This window comes from Clostridium sp. 1001283B150225_161107_B6 (assembly GCF_015556325.1).
Lineage (GTDB): Bacteria > Bacillota > Clostridia > Lachnospirales > Lachnospiraceae > Enterocloster.
Genome location: NZ_JADNMD010000001.1, coordinates 611,110 through 627,672, shown reverse-complemented (window position 1 = coordinate 627,672; position 16,563 = coordinate 611,110). Strand labels below are relative to the sequence as shown.

Below are 16,563 nucleotides of genomic sequence, written 5' to 3'. Positions count from 1 at the left end.
CGTGTAGGAAAACATAGTTGAGAAGAGGGGAAGGTAATAGGATGGATTATGCAAAAACAGCAAGCCTGGTCATTCAGTACGTAGGCGGAAAAAGCAACATTAAGTCAGTTACCCATTGTGCCACCAGACTTCGTTTCCAGCTCAGGGACAATGAGCTGCGGGACGAGGAGGCAATCAGCGACCTGGAAGGGGTAAAAGGTGTGTTTCTCACACAATCCCAGTTCCAGATTATATTTGGTTCCGGTACGGTGAATATGGTCTGCGATGAAGTACAGAAGCAGCTGGGGGCATTGGAAGAAAAGCCGGAGGAAAAAGAAGAAGCAAAGGGGAATGTGGTCCAGCGTTTTATTAAAATGCTCAGCGATATTTTCGTGCCCATCATTCCGGCCATAGTGGCAGGCGGTCTTCTCATGGGACTTAACAACCTGCTGACCTCCCCGCTTATAAACGGGCAGTCCATTATTGAGCTGTATCCCGTGTGGCAGGGACTGGCTTCGGCCATCAATACCTTTGCAAACGCTCCCTTTACGTTCCTGCCGGTACTCATTGGCTTCAGCGCCACTAAGAAGTTTGGCGGAAATGCGTTCCTGGGTGCTGCTATGGGCATGATTATGGTCCACCCGGATTTGCTGAATGCATACCAGATTGGTCTGGCACAGCCGCCGGTATGGGATATCTTCGGCTTTCAGATAGCTGCCATCGGATATCAGGGAACTGTACTTCCTGTTCTGGCTGTTTCATGGATACTTGCCAATATTGAAAAGCGGCTGCACAAGGTGACGCCATCCTGGCTGGATAACCTGACAACACCTCTTTTATCCATCCTGATAACCTCTTTCCTGACCTTTATCTGCGTGGGACCTGTGCTCAGGGAGGCCGGCAATCTGCTGGCGGCCGGCATCACATGGCTGTACAATACACTGGGGCCTGTGGGCGGAGCTCTCTTTGGGTTTGCGTATGCCCCTATTACCATGACCGGTATGCACCACAGCTTTATTGCCATTGAGACCCAGCTTCTGGCTGACAGCGCCCATACGGGCGGCAGCTTCATTTTTTCAACTGCAAGCATGAACAATGTGGCCCAGGGAGCAGCGGTTCTGGCAGTGCTGCTCATGACAAAGAATGATAAGATGAAATCCATCTGTTCCGCCTCCGGTATTTCTGCCCTGTTAGGCATCACGGAACCGGCCATGTTCGGCGTTACATTGAAATTGAAGTATCCATTTTATGCAGCCATGGCCGGTTCAGCGGCAGGCAGCGCCTATCTGGCGGCCACCAAGACTCTGGCCCAGGCATTGGGCGCGGCAGGACTTCCGGGGTTTATCTCCATGAAGCCTGACCACTATATGAATTTTGCTATTGGAATCATTTTGTCCATGGGCGTTTCCTTTGCCCTTACCATGGTGTTCTGGAAAAAGTTTGCCCTTGACCAGCAGGACGGTTCGGAGAAAAAGACGGGAAGTAAAACAAAAGGAAGAGAAACGGAAGGGAAAGAAGCTGAGGGAAGAGAAGCGGTTCAGACGGCAGCGGCGGGCCGGGAAACCATTACCGAGCTTTACGTTCCAATGAAAGGCCAGGTCCTGGATGTGGAGCAGTCGGCGGATGCGGTTTTTGCATCCAAGGCCCTGGGCAATGGCGTGGCCATTAACCCGGCGGAGGGTATGGTGTGTGCGCCGTGCGATGGTACCGTAAGCCTGCTGTTTCCCACAAAGCATGCAGTGGGAATCACATCTGAGACAGGTGTGGAGGTGCTCATCCATATCGGAATCAATACAGTGCAGCTGGATGGACAGGGATTTGAGGCTTTTGTCTCACAGGGAGATAAGGTTAAGAAAGGCGATAAACTGATTGCCGCTGACCTGGATTTGATTCGGGAAAAGGGAATGAATCCCCAGACTATGATGATTCTGCCTGAGGGCGGGAATCTGGATGTGACCGTATATCCGGGTGAACAGGCAGATGCCGGAGATGTGGCGGTAAAGGCAGTGAAGACAGAATAAACATGGCAGCGGTAAGGAGGAAGAAGCTTGAAAAAATATGAAAAGGTCCGCAGGGAGGATTATGAAGCATGGTACCGGAAGAACAGGGAGTACAGGGAAAGGGTCAAGGCGGATGACCGCCGCCTGGCCTACCACCTGATGCCTGAAACCGGCTGGCTGAACGACCCCAATGGTCTCTGCCAGTTTCAGGGACTGTACCATATTTATTATCAGTATACACCCTTTGAGCCTACAGGGGAGATTAAGCTCTGGGGTCACTATACCACCCGGGATTTCATCCATTATAAACAGGAGGAGCCGGTTCTTTTTCCGGACCAGGACATGGACGCCCATGGCGTATATTCCGGTTCAGCTTATGTGGAGGACAAGACCATTCACTATTTTTACACAGGCAATGTGAAGCTGTTTGACCGGGATGATTACGATTATATCATGGGCGGCCGGGTGAGCAACACCATTCATATTACCAGCCGGGACGGATATCATTTTTCTGCCAAGGAACTGGTGATGAATCATGACGATTACCCGGCTGACATGAGCTGCCACATAAGGGACCCTAAAGTGTATAAAGAAGGGGAGTTTTATTATATGGTACTGGGGGCAAGGGATGTGCACAGCAAGGGAATGGTCCTCCTGTACCGGTCAAAGGATTTAAAAAAATGGGAGTATTTTAATAGAATTACTACGGACGAAGACTTTGGCTATATGTGGGAATGTCCGGATTTGTTCTCCCTGGACGGGCAGCTCTGTCTGGTCTGCTGTCCCCAGGGCGTGAAGCCGATGGGTACAGAGTACCAGAATGTGCATCAGTGTACGGTCTTCTGCCTGGACTATGATTTCAGGGAAAATACCTGCAAACTGAAATCCCAGCTGCCTGGAATGGTGGACAGGGGATTTGACTTCTATGCGCCCCAGACCTTTCTGGATGAAAGGGGGCGGCGCATTCTAATCGGCTGGATGGGGATTCCGGATGCGGATTACACCAATCCAACGGTGAAGGCCGGATGGCAGCATGCCCTTACCATGCCGCGGCAGCTCCGTATGAGGGAAGGGCGCCTTTTGCAGCAGCCTCTGGAGGAGATGCGGGAGCTTCGCAGGGACAGAAGGGATTACGATTTTGGGGAGCTTGCAAAGGGCGTGGAGCCGGGGCTTGTGTTTGAAGGATGCATATCCTTTGTAACCTGCCATAACATGTGCCTGACTGTCAGAGAGGATGTGATTTTATCCTATGAAAATGGCCTGCTGACCCTGGATATGGGAGGCAGCGGAAGCGGCAGGACCAGACGGAGCGTGCGGCTGGAGCGGCTTACGGATTTGCATATTTTTTCAGACACCACTTCACTGGAACTATTTGTAAACGAAGGCCGGGAGGTCTTTACCACAAGGGTATATGGTTCCCATCCGGGGATGCGGATGGAAGGAGATTGTTCCGGAAATGGGATTGTCTATGGATTAAATGGTTTTATATATGAATAAGTCAGCGCTCGTATGATGAATGTCAGGGCTTGCCCGGAATGGTTCCGGGCGGCCTTTTTAATATCGGGATTCCGGGGGCGGAAGAGTGGGGAATGAGATTGCCGCTGTGGCGAAAAAAGTAAAGCATGAAATGCGAAAATATGGTATCCTGTAGGTGAACGGGATAAAAAGATGCAAGGAGCTGCAATATGAGAAAAAAGAAATTTATTTTGTATGTTACAATGATAGCCGCCGCGGCAGGCATTAATCTCAGCGCATGTTCATCCGGCACAGGAGCAGAGCAGGGGACTGCGGCGCTCCGGTCATCAGGTCAGGGAACCGGGAGCGTCCAATCATCCATACAGGGGACAGATGTAAGCAAGGCGCCGGGACAGGAGATGCCGGGAGAAGGCGGGACAAAGGATGAGACCATATCGGAACATACACTTAAATCAGAAAGCGCCCGGAACCAGAAAGATGCAGAAGGCCCTGTTCTGCGCCTGGAACTGCCGGAAGACCAGGGGTTATGCAGTGACCCATCCTTCATTCAGCAGGATGATAATACCATACAGATTCTGTTTCATGATGAAACCACACAGTCTGATGCCATTGCGTGGGCTTCCCTGGAGGCAGCAGGAGGACCTTCGGAAAATTATGTGTTGGACCAGCAGGGGATGGAACAGCGTGAGATTTTGGCAGGAGAGGATGGCCCGGTGGTACTGACGATACGAAAGACAGTGGAAAATTCCGATATCCACGGTATACTGATTTCCTGGGAACAGGAAGGGGTGTTCTATGAACTTTGGGAGGATGATGCCAGGGAGAAAAAGGAGGCGGTGGTGGACATGGCTTCTGCCATTGTGTCAAGGAGCCGTTAGGTTATGCTGTGTGCATTGAACTGATTGAGGAAATATGAGGTATTGGTTTTTTATGGAACTGTGAAGCCGGGCGGCCCTGGAGGATTTTCCTCCAGGGCTTTTTTTGAGGCTTGAACGGCTGGAAACGGAATTGCCGCATTATTTATCTGAATGAGGTGTAATTCCCATTGTTTCAGAAGTCCATTTTGTATCGCTGCCAGACCATGTTCGCAGCAGCAGAACAGCGGGTGTAACAAAAACAAAAAAATTATAAGGGATTAACTGAGTTGTGGTGACACCCAGAAATTCTGAGGCCACAACAGCGCTTAAGCTCCAGGGAATCAGTACTGTCATAGCGGTACATCCCACACCCAGTGCCCTCATCAAATTTTCTTTTTCCAGACCGCGGGCTTCGTAGACTGGCGCCATGATATTTCCGGCAAAGGCATAGGCGAAATTCATTGAAGCTCCGACCAGAGTGCCTAAGACAGACATAAGCACGGTGGCAGCAACCAGACTAAGCTTGGAATGCAGGCGGTTGACAATCGGTTTCACAAAAGCATCTACAATACCGGCTGCATTCAGAATTCCGAACAGGCCGAATGCAAAAAAGAACATGATTGCCGTGTTGGTCATGCTGGTTATTCCGCCACGATTGAGCAATGTATCGACAAATGCAACACCGGTATCAATCCGATAACCATTCCAAAAGTAGGAGATAATATCTGCCGGGCAGACGCCTTGATACAGGTACGCTACCACCCCGCCAAAGATACCGCCGCCTAAAATCGCAGGTATGGAAGGCATTTTAAAAACAAGAAGCACAATGACAAAAAGCATGGGAAGAAATGAAGCCATACCGGTTTTGAAATTTTCATCAATACAGGAGACAACAGTCCGAATCAGGGAATTGTCCGTGCCGCCGCCCCTGTATTGAAAACCGGCAAAAAAGTACAATGCCATGCAGATTAGAGCAGATGGTATAGTAACCTTCGCCTGATGGCGGATACCTGTAAAAAGGTTTACACCGGACACAGCGGCTGCTATGTTTGGACTGTCAGACAAAGGGGAGATTGTATCCCCGAAAAATGAGCCCCCGCAGACTGCGCCGGCCGTAACAACCGGGTCTATGTTCAGACTTACACCGATACCAGCCAGCGCCAGACCAGCAGTACCGAAGGTTCCCCAGGAGGTACCGGTGATTAGCGTGGTTATAACGCATAGAAGAAATGCTGTGGGAAGAAAAAATTGTGGTGAGATTGACCGGACCCCCAAACTGATGATGACAGGCACGGTTCCGGCTGCATTCCAGGTTCCTACCAGCGCACCCACACACAACACAATCATGGCTGGTACAATCGCCTTTGAACAGTTGACAATCAGACCGGCCTCCAGTTCCCTATAGGTAGCCCCCACAGGGATACACAGCAGTATGGCCACAGCCCAGCCGATTAGGAAAAGCGCATTGATTTTTGCCCCCCAACGCAGTGCGGGGTACATAATGCTGAAAAACACGGCGGACATGACAAACAGAGAGTAACCGAAGCTGGGACCATCTACAATCCGTTTCTGGTTTTCCATTTTGAACCTCCCATTAAAATCCTTTAAATTGTATGTAATACAGCGCTGTATGCAAGCTCATTATAGGAGGAAAAAAGGGAGAACACAATAAAGAAAAATTTTTCAATCGGCGTCTATTGCGGATTTAATCTGATGGGTCAGTTCCCGGGCCAGCGTCTGGTCGATAATCAGCACATCTACATATCCGCCTTTGACAAAGGCTCTGATGGTCCGGGCTTTAAAGGCTCCGGCGGCCACGATGATTTTAGTGGGGATTTTTTTGTAGGTTTCCAAATCAATTCCCAGATGGCTGTTTTTCAGGGAACTGTTGCATTCATTTCCATCCTTGTTGATGAAATGGAGCATCAAATCACCGTAAACATCCAGGGATGCAAGTTCACTAATCTGCTCCGGTGTCAGCATTTTTGGAATTGGGGAATCCAGAAATGGATAAAAAGAGCCTGCCCCGCTGACTGAGATTGTGCACTTTTTGAAACAGTCAAGGACTTTTTTGACCTGGACCTCCTGTTTGCGTGTTTCCAGAACCGTGCAATCACTTAACAGTCCTTCTGAATAGAGCATATGTCTGCCTCCTCCGAATGACATGGCGATACGATTTGACAGCGCAGCCGGGTCCAGTTCTGCGTCGCTTTCTGTGATGCTTCCGTGCAGAGTAATAAACGGGACATTTTTTTTCAGGCATGGATTTAAATAATTGATAAGCAGCCGGATAGTGCGTCCCCAGGCGATGCCCAGTGTATCATTTTCTGTGATTAGGCGCTGCAGATATCTGGCACCTTCCAGAGCCACATCCTTTTTTATGTTTTCAGTGTCCGACCGTGCAGGGCAGACAATAACGTCCCGAATGTCCAGTGTGCTGCGGAGAAAATCTTCCAGTATCAGGCACTCGGAATAGGCTTCCGGTATCACGAACTTTATTATACCGTGCTGTTTGGCTTTTTTTATGAGTCTGGATACAGTGGGAACCGAGATATCCAATTGCTTTGCGATTTCACTTTGGGAGAGCGATTGAATATAGTGCAGATGAGCTGCTTTTATAATTAAATTCAGTGATTGCTCAAATGAGTTTGACGCCATTGCATTACCCCTTTCCTTTATTGGTTAAATTATAGTCGTTATTTAGACTATATGTCAATATACCTAAATTCCATTTTATTCCATAGACGAAACTTTTTTGCAGTTGTTTTTACATGGTAGATTATAACAATAATTGTGTTGGATACAGATGATAAAAAAATGATGGCAGATAAAATAAAAAGTTATTTTGAATGGATAATTTGGATAAAGTGAATGAAAAATTTTTCAATATTGTACATATTTTGGATATTTTGTAAACTTGTAATTGTAAGGAGTAAATTGACAGATACAAAAAAGATGAAACATGCTTCGGCCTGCCGGTGCTTTGGCCGGACAGCGTGGTATTGTTTCGGAGCAGAGGTATTTAATGTTGGATATGCAGTTATTTTGTTTGCCGGAGGAAATACAATTAAGGGATTTTCTTCTGGCAACCTATTACATGAAACTGTCAAGGGATACAGATGTGATGGGTAAAGCGACTAAATTTGCCGTTGGCCAGACTGTTGGTACCTGGGTTAAAATTCCTGGAATCACGAACGAGATGCAGGAACGGTATATGGGGCGTGTGATACGTATTCTGGACTGCCCTCCCTGCGAGCTTTCCACACAGCGAAAGGAAGATGAAATCAGTTATTTTATTCAACTGGCCTTTCCGAGTGAAAACATCGGTGAGGGGCTTCCTGGGCTGCTGACAATGCTATTGGGCAATGACGCCTCCACTTCCAGCCAGGCTAAACTGGTTGACCTGCAATTCACGGACCGTATGCTGGATTCCTTTTGCGGTCCCAAGTTCGGTATAGAGGGGATTCGAAGTATAACTGGAGTTTATGGCAGACCGCTGCTTCTCAGCATGATTAAGCCATGTACAGGTATTACACCGAAACAGGGGGCGGAGATATTCTATAAAGCGGCTAAGGGTGGGTTGGATATCATTAAAGACGATGAATTGTTGGGCAGCACGGTATTCAGCCGGCCGGCAGACCGGGTGAGAGCATATCAGAAAGCTTCCAAAGCCGCATTTGAGGAAACCGGAAAACAGAGTCTCTATGCGGTAAATATAACCGATGGGGCCGGCAGAGTGTTGGATAACCTGAATGCGGTGCTGGATGCGGGGGCTCAGGCAATCATGATTAATTTTGCCGCTGTAGGGTACAGCGTTGTCCAGGAGGTTGCGGAAAAGTGTCCTGTGCCTATACTGGGACATTGCGCAGGTGCGGGAATGTTTTATGAGGGAATAGAAAGCGGCATGAGCAGTCCCATTGCGGCGGCGCGTCTTCCGCGTCTTAGCGGTATTGATATGCAGGTGGTTAATACTCCTTATGGTGGATATCCTCTGGAATATTCAAAGTATATACGGCAGATTCATGAACTGGTGCTTCCGCTGCGCAGTATACGGCCCTGCATGCCGGTCATTGGCGGCGGTGTCCATCCGGGTACTGTCTGGCGTTATGTGCAGGAAAACGGCATGGATATGATATTGGGGGCAGGAGGAGCAATACACGGTCATCCGATGGGGCCCACGGCAGGAGCGACTGCCATGAGGCAGGCGGTACAGGCAGTTGTAGACGGACTGTCACCTGGGGACGCAGCAAATCAGTATCAGGAACTCAGAGCGGCATTTAAAGCTTTTGGATATCCTGAAAAATAACGAGAGAAAAGGAGAAAAGAGATGGCGGTACAGTTTAGCAGAACAAAAATCCGGGCGAATCTTGAGCAGTGTATAAAACGGAAGCAGCCAATTGTAGTGGCGGACGTAGGAATGGGAATCACAGCAAAATTTTCAGAAGCCGGCGGCGCGGATATGATTAGCATTGATTTGGCAGGTCTGTTTCGGGTGGATGCTGTTTCCTCTATTGCTGCGATTATGCCTTATGCCAATGCGAATGAGAAGGTTCTGGCCAGGGCGAAAAAGATAATGCCTCATGTAAAAAATATTCCCGTTTGTGTAGGAATCAGTGCAAGCGACCCCACAATTGATTCCCATTACCTGCTGAAATCGTTGCATCAGATGGGAGTATCTGCGGTGGCCAATTCCCCTTCTACAGGATATTTCATCAACCGTGAACGAAATGACTTTGAGGATGCAGGGATGGGGGTTATGCGGGAAGCAGAGGTCCTGCATATGGCACAGGAAATGGGCTTTTTTACAGTTGGCTATGCATATGATACGGCCGGCGCACGGCTGATTGGCCGGGCAGGACCAGATGTGTTGGTATGCGATTTCCGCGTTACCTCCGGCGGGACCATCGGAATTGAATCTGCATATACGGAAGACGAGGCCATCACACTGACTAAAGAATTGGCAAAGGCCGCTAAAGCGGAAGAACAGTCCATGTTTGTGCTTATCCACGGAGGACCGGTGATATCTGCGTCTTCCACCAAGCGGTTTTACCAGGAAACGCCGGCAGTGGGAGTTTTGGGCGGCTCCATCATTGAGCGGCTTCCGGTGGAGGAAGCGATTAAGGAAGCTGCACAGCGATTTAAAATGACCACAATTCGCAGCGGAGGAACACAATGACAGCTCCGAATATTATTGTAGCGGGAATTCTGGATACCAAAGGCAGAGAGATACAGTATTTGGCAAGCCGTGTGGCGGCTGCCGGCGGCAGTCCCGCCATTCTGGAATTGAGTGTGGGGGGTGAGGTTGGATGGGCTGATATCGGTTTATCCCGGGTTTTAAAGGCAGTGGACCTTCCAATGGAGCAGTTTTACCAGATGGACCGCAGTCACCGCGCCCAGGCATTGGCGGAGGCCGCTTCACGGACAGTAGTACGTTTGAATCAGGAAGGCTTGTGCGACGGCATTATAGCTTTCGGGGGCTCTATGGGCGCGACAATTGCAGCCACGGCAATGCGGGCATTACCTATAGGCGTTCCTAAAATGATGCTTAGCACAATCAACGGCCAGCTGCGTTCATATGCCGGAACTAGAGATATCTGTGTAATGTACTCTGTTGCGGAAGCCGGACTGAATCGGGTTACCCGCAAAATCCTGAGCAATGCAGCTGGCGCTATTGTAGGAATGGCGGGAGCTCCATTACCGGACCCAGAGGAAAATAAGCCGTTGGTGGGCTGCATGATGTTCGGCGTCACCACTCCCTGTGTGGTAAATGCTGCCCAATACATGGAAAAAAATGGATACGATGTAATCATTCATCATGCCACCGGCTCCGGAGGAAGGTCGTTTGAGGACATGATTCGGGAGGGGCTTCTCTGCGGAGTGCTGGACATTACCACACATGAGGTGGTTTCCGACCTCTATGGCACACGCGATACCGCGGGGCCGTCCAGGCTGCGCAGTGCGGCGGAATGTAAAATTCCTCAGGTAATATCCCTGGGAGGGGCAGACTTCTTTCTGTTTGAGGATGACGAACCTGTACCGCGGCACTTAATTGAGGAAGCGGGAACCCGGGGGAAGTATATTCATAACGCTTCCGTGGTTAACTATGGAATCAATACTCAGGAGGCATACGAGATTGGGTGTGAATTTGCCCGCCGCATTAATCCGGCCTGTGCGCCGACGGTACTGTGTATTCCCATGCGTGGATGGTGCGCCAACGATTGTAAGGACAACGGGGAGGGGAAGCCGGGGGTGCTCTGGCTTGGGGATGAAAAGAGACCGGAGGTGTCGGCCAGAAGCATTTCATTCTGCCGCGGCCTGGAGAATACGCTGAAGGATAGAGAAAACCAGAATCTGGAGGTCCTTATAGTGGACCGTCATATCAATGACAGGGAATTTTCGCAGCTTATGGCGGAATTGCTGACCGAGATGCTGGCCGGCAGATGGCAGAAGGGCAGTCATACGAATCTGGCCTATGTCCGGAGCCTTCGCAGTCAAACATTAACTAAATTGGAATAGGGGGATGAAAAATGTCCAGATATTATACCAGAGAAGATGTTAAAGCACTTGTTTCCGATGTACTGGCAACTGGTCATCCGGTACTTATTACAGCGGCGGGCACCGGGATGTCCGGATGTTATGCTGAACTGGGCGGGGCGGATATGATTGGAATTTATAATTCCGGAATGCTGCGTATGGACGGCAATTCCTCCTCTTCCGGCGATATTGCGCTGTGCAATGCCAATGACGCAGTGCTGGAGCTGGCCGGCCGGGTGATGCCCAGAATTGAACGGGCCCCTGTTATTGCAGGAATATCCGGCAGTGACCCCACCCGTGAGATGCGTCCATTTCTGGAACTGCTGAAATTCTATGGATTTTCTGCTGTCATGAACTTTCACGGCACTGGCTGCCTGGATGGCATTGTGCGCAGACAGTTGGAGGCTGCCGGAATGGGGGTGAAAAAAGAAATTGAAACCCTGACTCTGGCAAAGAAGGCAGGTCTTTATACTCTGGCCTATTGCTATGACGAGGATACAGCCCGTCTGATTGGGGAGGCGGATTTGGATGTGATGATTGTCCATTTGGGACTGACTAAGGGCGGAAGCATCGGCTGCCGTTCCGCGGAAGATTTCCCGCTTGAGGCTGCCGCCGACCGTGTCAATGCTATGACTGCCGCGTTGCGGGAGAAAAGTCCGGATACGATTGTGTTTGCCCATGGAGGACCCATATCCAGCCCTGAGGATACCCAATATATATACAATCACACGGAATCCGTAGGCTTTCTTGGCGCTTCCAGCGTAGAGCGGATTCCCATTGAAATACCAATACGCCAAGCAGTTCAGGCATTAAAGGAAGTCCCGCTTCCTTGAAATAAAATAAACAATCAGAGGAAAGGTGATTCGTTTGTCCATCAATTATAAACGAGAACAGGTGATTCGGCGGCTGCAGGAGCGCATCAGGCAGAATCAGAGTATTTTGATGCTGGGCAGCGGCAGCGGCCTGAGCGCTGTCAGCGGAGAGCGGGGAGGGGCGGACCTGATTGCCGTGTATTCTACCGCTGTTTTGAGAATGCGAGGATTGCCTTCGATGATTTTTACCCTGCCCTATTACGATGCGAATGCGATTACGCTGGAGGCCGCAGAACAGATTGCGCCTCTGGTACGCGATACCCCAATTATTCTAGGGTTAGGAGCCCATGACCCGTCAGTTGACTTGGAACGGCTTCTGGATGCCGTGCAGTCAGTAAACTGCTGCGGTGTGATGAATGAACCATTTGCCGGTATCTATGGAGACGCGTTTGCAAAGCGCCTGGAGCAGTCGGGTTTGGGTTTCTCACGGGAGCTTGCATTGATTGCAAAGGCCCGTGGACGCGGCATGTTTACACTGGGATGGGCAGTTTCACCCGGTGAAGCGGCAGCTATGGCGGATGCCGGAGCGGACTCTGTGGGCGCCATGATTCTGGATGACGGACCTGAATTTCAGGGAGTCTCTCCGGAGGAAAGACTGAATGCGGCGGTTGAGAAGGTCCAGCAGATTTGTGAGGCTGCTCATGCTGTCAACCCGCAGGTGATGGTATTGAGCCATGGAAACCCGTTCTACAATGCAGCGACCGCCGGTGCGTCCATTGAACGGACAGACGCGGTGGGGTATGCCTCCGGCTCCAGCGGGGAGCGTTTGCCGGCGGAAAGAGCTATAACGGAAATCACACAAAGCTATCGAGAGATTACGGTTAACAGCAGAAAGGATATGTGAGATGAGAGAAAACCGAATTTGCAAAGTATTGGGAATTGAAAAGCCGGTTATTCAGGGCCCTATGGCGTGGGCTGCAACGGCACCTCTGGTTGGAGCTGTGTCGAAGGCAGGAGGCCTGGGCGTTCTGGGTGTTGCGTTTGCTGATTATGATTTTATCCGCCGGCAGATTCGCATGGTAAAAGTTATGACGGACAGGCCCTTTGGCTTCAACGCTATTTTGGCAAAGGACCAGAATCTGGACGCGCTGACCCAGCTGATTCGTGAGGAGAAGCCGCCGGTAATCCATCTGGATGCATTGCAGGATGTGGATTTTGAATTTGCCAAAAAATATTTTACTATATGGCATGAGCTGGGATTAAAGATTATTGCCAAGGTATTTACCAGACAGGACGTGGAAACCGTGAGCCTGGCCGGTGCGGATGCCGTTATTGTGAAGGGCTGGGAAGGCGGTGGTATTAACACAGCGCAGTCCACCATGATTCTCGTTCCCATGGCTGTCTCCGCAACTGAGACGCCGGTTATAGCTTCCGGCGGAATTGTAGATGGCCGGGGTATGGCGGCTGCCTTTTGCTTGGGAGCGGAGGCAGTGGAAATGGGTACGCGTTTTCTTGCGTCAGAGGAGGCGGATATCAGCAGTGAGGCAAAGCAGGCATTGCTCTCTGCCGGGGATATGGATACGGTGATTACCGGTTCCACCACAGCCACACCCTGCCGTCAGATATACAACAATCTGGCAAAACGTGTTTTGGAGGCTGAGGCGGAGTACAGGCCCAGGGATGCGGCTGTGCTGGTTGACCAGATGACCAGTGGTTCCTCAAAAAAAGCCTTTGTGGGAGGTGATATTGAGAATGAGGGTGCGATTCTGGCGGGACAGGGAGTTGCGATGATTGACTCCATCAAGCCGGTGGCTGCGATTATTGATGAGATGATGGCGCGGTGTGAAAAGGTGCTGGCAGGCACGAAAATCTACGGTTGGGAGGAGAAAAAACAATGATATGTACATTGGTCCGGTTCCATATAAAACATGGATGCGGGGATAGATTTCTGGAACTGGCCAGGACTTCCGTGGAACAAACACGCCTGGAAAAGGGCAATATCAGCTACGATATGGGACCAGAGCTTGGAAAGACGGATACGTTTATCTTTTTTGAGCGCTGGAAAAATCAGGAAAGCGTGGATATTCATGAGTCGCAGACCTATTTTCAGTCCTTTGACAGAGCAGCAGGTGAACTGATGGATGGTCCTGTGGAAGTATTTAAAATGGAACCCCCATTTTGATGCCGGAGAAGCCGGGAGTTTCCACCGTTAAAAGCAGCCGATTGGAGCGGCGGAAAATATGAAAGTTTGGGAGGAGGAACAAAATATGAGAAGAAGCAGTAAGTTATTGACAATAGTCCTGATATTGGGAATGGTATCCGGGTGCGGGGGGAATGGCACCGGAGCTGCCGCTTCCGGGGGAAGTACGGCGGCCAATACCGTTTCTGAGCCGTCTGTTGCTGCAGAAACTTCAGAAAAACGCGATTTAGTGATTGTAGGTATTACGGAACCCAGTGAACTGGTACCGGATTTATCCACGGATTTGACAGGAAAACAGATTTTTGTGAATATCTATGACAATCTGATGACGATTGACAGCGAAGGTAACTATGTGCCCTGCCTGGCAACCGAGTATACGATTTCTGATGACCAGCTGACAATTGTTTTCAAGCTGCGGGAAGGTGTGACCTTCCATAACGGTGAAGCCTTTACGGCGGAGGATGTCGAATATACTCTGAACCGGTATGCGGCCAATAAACGGATGTCCAAATATTACTTATATATGACTGATGTGGAGGTAATAGACGATTACACAGTTGCCCTGCATTATTCCCAGCCGAACAGCGCGGCGCTTGAATGCCTGTTCAGTCCGCGGGGTTCCCTGATTCTGGACAAGACAACGGCGGAAGACCCCAATGTGGATTTACTGGAAACACCCATTGGCACGGGGCCGTTTAAGTTTGTTTCCCGTACCACCGGCGATAAGATAGTATTGGAGCGATATGATAATTACTGGGGCGATAAGCCTGCCTTTAAGGATTTGGTGTATAAGGTCGTAAATGACAGCAATGCGGCTATTATTGCCCTGGAGACAGGGGAGGTTGATTTGGTGTACAGTGTAGATGAGATACATCGTGCGAACATTGAATCCAATGACAAACTGTCACTGTATTCCGAGCTGATAGCCGGAACCTACTATCTGGCTCTGAATACAACTGATGAGGTGCTCTCCGATATCCGCGTCCGCCAGGCCATCAGCCATGCCATCAACAAGGAGGAGCTTCTGACGGCATGTGAGCAGGGATACGGCTCTGTTTCCACCAACATTCTGGCCTGGAATGCCAAGGGTACCCCCTCTGATTTCCAGGATACTGCATACGATATTGAGAAGGCAAAGACTCTTCTGAATGAGGCCGGATATCCGGATGGTCTGACTATAAGCCTGCACACGACCCAGGAACGGCCAATTTATTACAATATTGCCCAGGTTCTTCAGGGTCAGCTGGCAAAAGCAGGCATCACGGTAGACTTAAATGTGACGGATTATGCCACCATGGTTGAATCGGTTAATACCAAACACGATTATCAAATGAATATAAATATGTACTCCCTGCTGGCCCAGGATAACGCAACATTTATGCCTCAGTTATGTCATTCAGAGCAGATTCAGACACAGACAAACTATGCAGAATATAATAATCCTGAGGTTGACAGGCTTCTGGAGGCGGCTCGGGATGCCTCCAGCGCAGAGGAAATGGAGAATGCATATAGGGAATTTGCCGGGATTATCCGGGACGAGGCCCCCTATATTCCTTTATATGCCAATTACACCAACGTGGTGGCCAATTCCAGCCTAAAGGGGGTAACGGCTAACTCCATGTCCATCATGTATTCCATTGACTGGTATTGGGAGTAAGCCGCCCGGGACCGGATATCCAGTCCGGCAGCATTGAAATTTAAAAAGGATACTCCCTGCTGGCATATTTCGGAAATAGACAGACAGGGGGTATTTTTCAAAGAGGAGGCACCTATGTATAGATTCATTGGAAAAAGACTTCTGATGATGATTCCGATTATCATTGGCATATCGTTTCTGATTTTTTTGATTATGGATTTGACTCCCGGTGATGCGGCCAGTGCTTCCCTGGGAGCCAGCGCTACCCAGGAAGAAATTGCGGAGCTGCGGGAAGAACTGGGACTGAATGACAGTATACTGGTTCAGTATTTCCGTTATATAAAGGGGGCGGTACGAGGCGATTTCGGCATATCCTACCGCACGAAAAGTGATTTATGGCTGGAGATTGGGCCGAGAATTCCTGTTACGATTAATCTGGCATTTTGGGCAATGATTATTATGGTGTGCGTGGCAGTGCCCATTGGCATCATATCCGCAGTTAAGCAGTACAGTATCCCGGACCGTGTGATAACGGTTCTGTCCATGCTGATGACATCCATGCCGACCTTCTGGCTGGGCCTTATGCTGATGGTAGTATTTGCTCTTAAACTGGGCCTGCTTCCATCTATCGGCATCGGCTCATGGAAACACTTTATTCTTCCGGCAATTACCTCGGCTATTGCAATGACGGCATCTCTGCTGCGCATGACACGCTCTAACATGCTGGAGGTAATACGTTCTGATTATATCAGAACCGCCCGGGCCAAGGGGGCCAGTGAAGGCTCTGTTATCATGAACCATGCGCTGAGAAATGCCTTGCTTCCGGTAATTACGCTGATTGGCCTGGACTTCGGAGGAATGCTGGGCGGAGCTATGGCTACTGAGTCCGTTTTCTCAATACCTGGATTGGGAACCCTGCTGATTACGTCGGTCCGCTGCAAAGATTCACCGACGGTTGTAACCATTGTGGTTTTGGCTGCAATCTCAATCAGTGTTGTGAACTTGTTGGTAGATATACTGTATGCGTTTATTGACCCGAGAATCCGGTCACAGTATGCAAAATCTTGAG

At 49.8% G+C, this 16,563-nt stretch carries 14 protein-coding genes; 12 read left to right on the top strand and 2 right to left on the bottom strand.

The annotated features are described in order from the left end of the window. Positions 1-41: 41 nt before the first annotated feature. The 3 genes from I2H39_RS02850 to I2H39_RS02840 all read left to right on the top strand — a co-directional run bounded on the left by I2H39_RS02850 (position 42) and on the right by I2H39_RS02840 (position 4,333). Positions 42-2,000, top strand: a complete 1,959-nt coding sequence (locus tag I2H39_RS02850; RefSeq protein WP_195625758.1) for a sucrose-specific PTS transporter subunit IIBC — start codon at positions 42-44, stop codon at positions 1,998-2,000. Positions 2,001-2,027: 27 nt separating this feature from the next. After that, positions 2,028-3,476 carry a glycoside hydrolase family 32 protein gene (locus tag I2H39_RS02845; RefSeq protein WP_195625757.1) on the top strand — a complete coding sequence of 483 codons (1,449 nt, stop codon included), beginning with the start codon at positions 2,028-2,030 and terminating at the stop codon, positions 3,474-3,476. 188 nt (positions 3,477-3,664) lie between these two features. Further along, entirely contained in the window at positions 3,665-4,333 is a 669-nt protein-coding gene (locus I2H39_RS02840; RefSeq protein WP_195625756.1) for a hypothetical protein, read from the top strand. A gap of 138 nt (positions 4,334-4,471) precedes the next feature. Here the strand turns inward: I2H39_RS02840 and I2H39_RS02835 are convergent, their stop codons facing one another. Next, positions 4,472-5,893, bottom strand: coding sequence for a Na+/H+ antiporter NhaC family protein (locus I2H39_RS02835; protein ID WP_138306138.1), 1,422 nt, complete (start codon positions 5,891-5,893; stop codon positions 4,472-4,474). Between the two features lie 102 nt (positions 5,894-5,995). Beyond that, the gene (locus I2H39_RS02830; protein ID WP_138306139.1) at positions 5,996-6,970 is read right to left on the bottom strand and encodes a sugar-binding domain-containing protein; all 975 of its coding nucleotides are present in this window, start codon (positions 6,968-6,970) and stop codon (positions 5,996-5,998) included. A gap of 367 nt (positions 6,971-7,337) precedes the next feature. On the opposite strand from I2H39_RS02830, the gene I2H39_RS02825 reads away from it, so the two are divergent. From I2H39_RS02825 to I2H39_RS02785, 9 genes are all read left to right on the top strand, one after another. Next, positions 7,338-8,618, top strand: coding sequence for a RuBisCO large subunit C-terminal-like domain-containing protein (locus I2H39_RS02825; protein ID WP_227146609.1), 1,281 nt, complete (start codon positions 7,338-7,340; stop codon positions 8,616-8,618). A 21-nt stretch (positions 8,619-8,639) separates the two neighbouring features. Further along, the gene (locus I2H39_RS02820) at positions 8,640-9,488 is read left to right on the top strand and encodes a phosphoenolpyruvate hydrolase family protein (RefSeq protein ID WP_195625755.1); all 849 of its coding nucleotides are present in this window, start codon (positions 8,640-8,642) and stop codon (positions 9,486-9,488) included. Further along, the gene (locus I2H39_RS02815; RefSeq protein ID WP_195625754.1) at positions 9,485-10,828 is read left to right on the top strand and encodes a Tm-1-like ATP-binding domain-containing protein; all 1,344 of its coding nucleotides are present in this window, start codon (positions 9,485-9,487) and stop codon (positions 10,826-10,828) included. Before I2H39_RS02820 ends, I2H39_RS02815 begins: the two co-directional genes overlap by 4 nt. Before the next feature lie 11 nt (positions 10,829-10,839). Continuing rightward, complete coding sequence (locus I2H39_RS02810; protein WP_195625753.1) at positions 10,840-11,679, top strand: phosphoenolpyruvate hydrolase family protein; 840 nt, start codon at positions 10,840-10,842, stop codon at positions 11,677-11,679. 34 nt (positions 11,680-11,713) lie between these two features. Next, positions 11,714-12,562: a phosphoenolpyruvate hydrolase family protein gene (locus I2H39_RS02805; RefSeq protein ID WP_171042522.1), complete on the top strand. Its 849-nt coding sequence runs from the start codon at positions 11,714-11,716 to the stop codon at positions 12,560-12,562. A gap of 1 nt (position 12,563) precedes the next feature. Further along, positions 12,564-13,556 carry a nitronate monooxygenase gene (locus tag I2H39_RS02800; protein ID WP_138306144.1) on the top strand — a complete coding sequence of 331 codons (993 nt, stop codon included), beginning with the start codon at positions 12,564-12,566 and terminating at the stop codon, positions 13,554-13,556. Further along, on the top strand, positions 13,553-13,840 hold the full coding sequence (locus tag I2H39_RS02795; protein WP_138306145.1) for a putative quinol monooxygenase: 288 nt from the start codon (positions 13,553-13,555) through the stop codon (positions 13,838-13,840). Before I2H39_RS02800 ends, I2H39_RS02795 begins: the two co-directional genes overlap by 4 nt. Before the next feature lie 85 nt (positions 13,841-13,925). Further along, complete coding sequence (locus tag I2H39_RS02790; RefSeq protein ID WP_171042523.1) at positions 13,926-15,515, top strand: ABC transporter substrate-binding protein; 1,590 nt, start codon at positions 13,926-13,928, stop codon at positions 15,513-15,515. Between the two features lie 114 nt (positions 15,516-15,629). Beyond that, positions 15,630-16,562 (top strand): ABC transporter permease, encoded by a 933-nt coding sequence (locus I2H39_RS02785; RefSeq protein WP_195625752.1) that lies wholly within the window; start codon positions 15,630-15,632, stop codon positions 16,560-16,562. Position 16,563: the final 1 nt, after the last annotated feature.

Bases quoted from the DNA above. Each gene is read 5' to 3' on its own strand.
- I2H39_RS02825 (WP_227146609.1), top strand. From the start codon at position 7,338: ATGTTGGATATGCAGTTATTTTGTTTGCCGGAGGAAATACAATTAAGG.
- I2H39_RS02790 (WP_171042523.1), top strand. From the start codon at position 13,926: ATGAGAAGAAGCAGTAAGTTATTGACAATAGTCCTGATATTGGGAATG.
- I2H39_RS02820 (WP_195625755.1), top strand. From the start codon at position 8,640: ATGGCGGTACAGTTTAGCAGAACAAAAATCCGGGCGAATCTTGAGCAG.
- I2H39_RS02840 (WP_195625756.1), top strand. From the start codon at position 3,665: ATGAGAAAAAAGAAATTTATTTTGTATGTTACAATGATAGCCGCCGCG.
- I2H39_RS02785 (WP_195625752.1), top strand. From the start codon at position 15,630: ATGTATAGATTCATTGGAAAAAGACTTCTGATGATGATTCCGATTATC.
- I2H39_RS02800 (WP_138306144.1), top strand. From the start codon at position 12,564: ATGAGAGAAAACCGAATTTGCAAAGTATTGGGAATTGAAAAGCCGGTT.
- I2H39_RS02795 (WP_138306145.1), top strand. From the start codon at position 13,553: ATGATATGTACATTGGTCCGGTTCCATATAAAACATGGATGCGGGGAT.
- I2H39_RS02830 (WP_138306139.1), bottom strand. From the start codon at position 6,970: ATGGCGTCAAACTCATTTGAGCAATCACTGAATTTAATTATAAAAGCA.
- I2H39_RS02815 (WP_195625754.1), top strand. From the start codon at position 9,485: ATGACAGCTCCGAATATTATTGTAGCGGGAATTCTGGATACCAAAGGC.
- I2H39_RS02835 (WP_138306138.1), bottom strand. From the start codon at position 5,893: ATGGAAAACCAGAAACGGATTGTAGATGGTCCCAGCTTCGGTTACTCT.
- I2H39_RS02810 (WP_195625753.1), top strand. From the start codon at position 10,840: ATGTCCAGATATTATACCAGAGAAGATGTTAAAGCACTTGTTTCCGAT.
- I2H39_RS02850 (WP_195625758.1), top strand. From the start codon at position 42: ATGGATTATGCAAAAACAGCAAGCCTGGTCATTCAGTACGTAGGCGGA.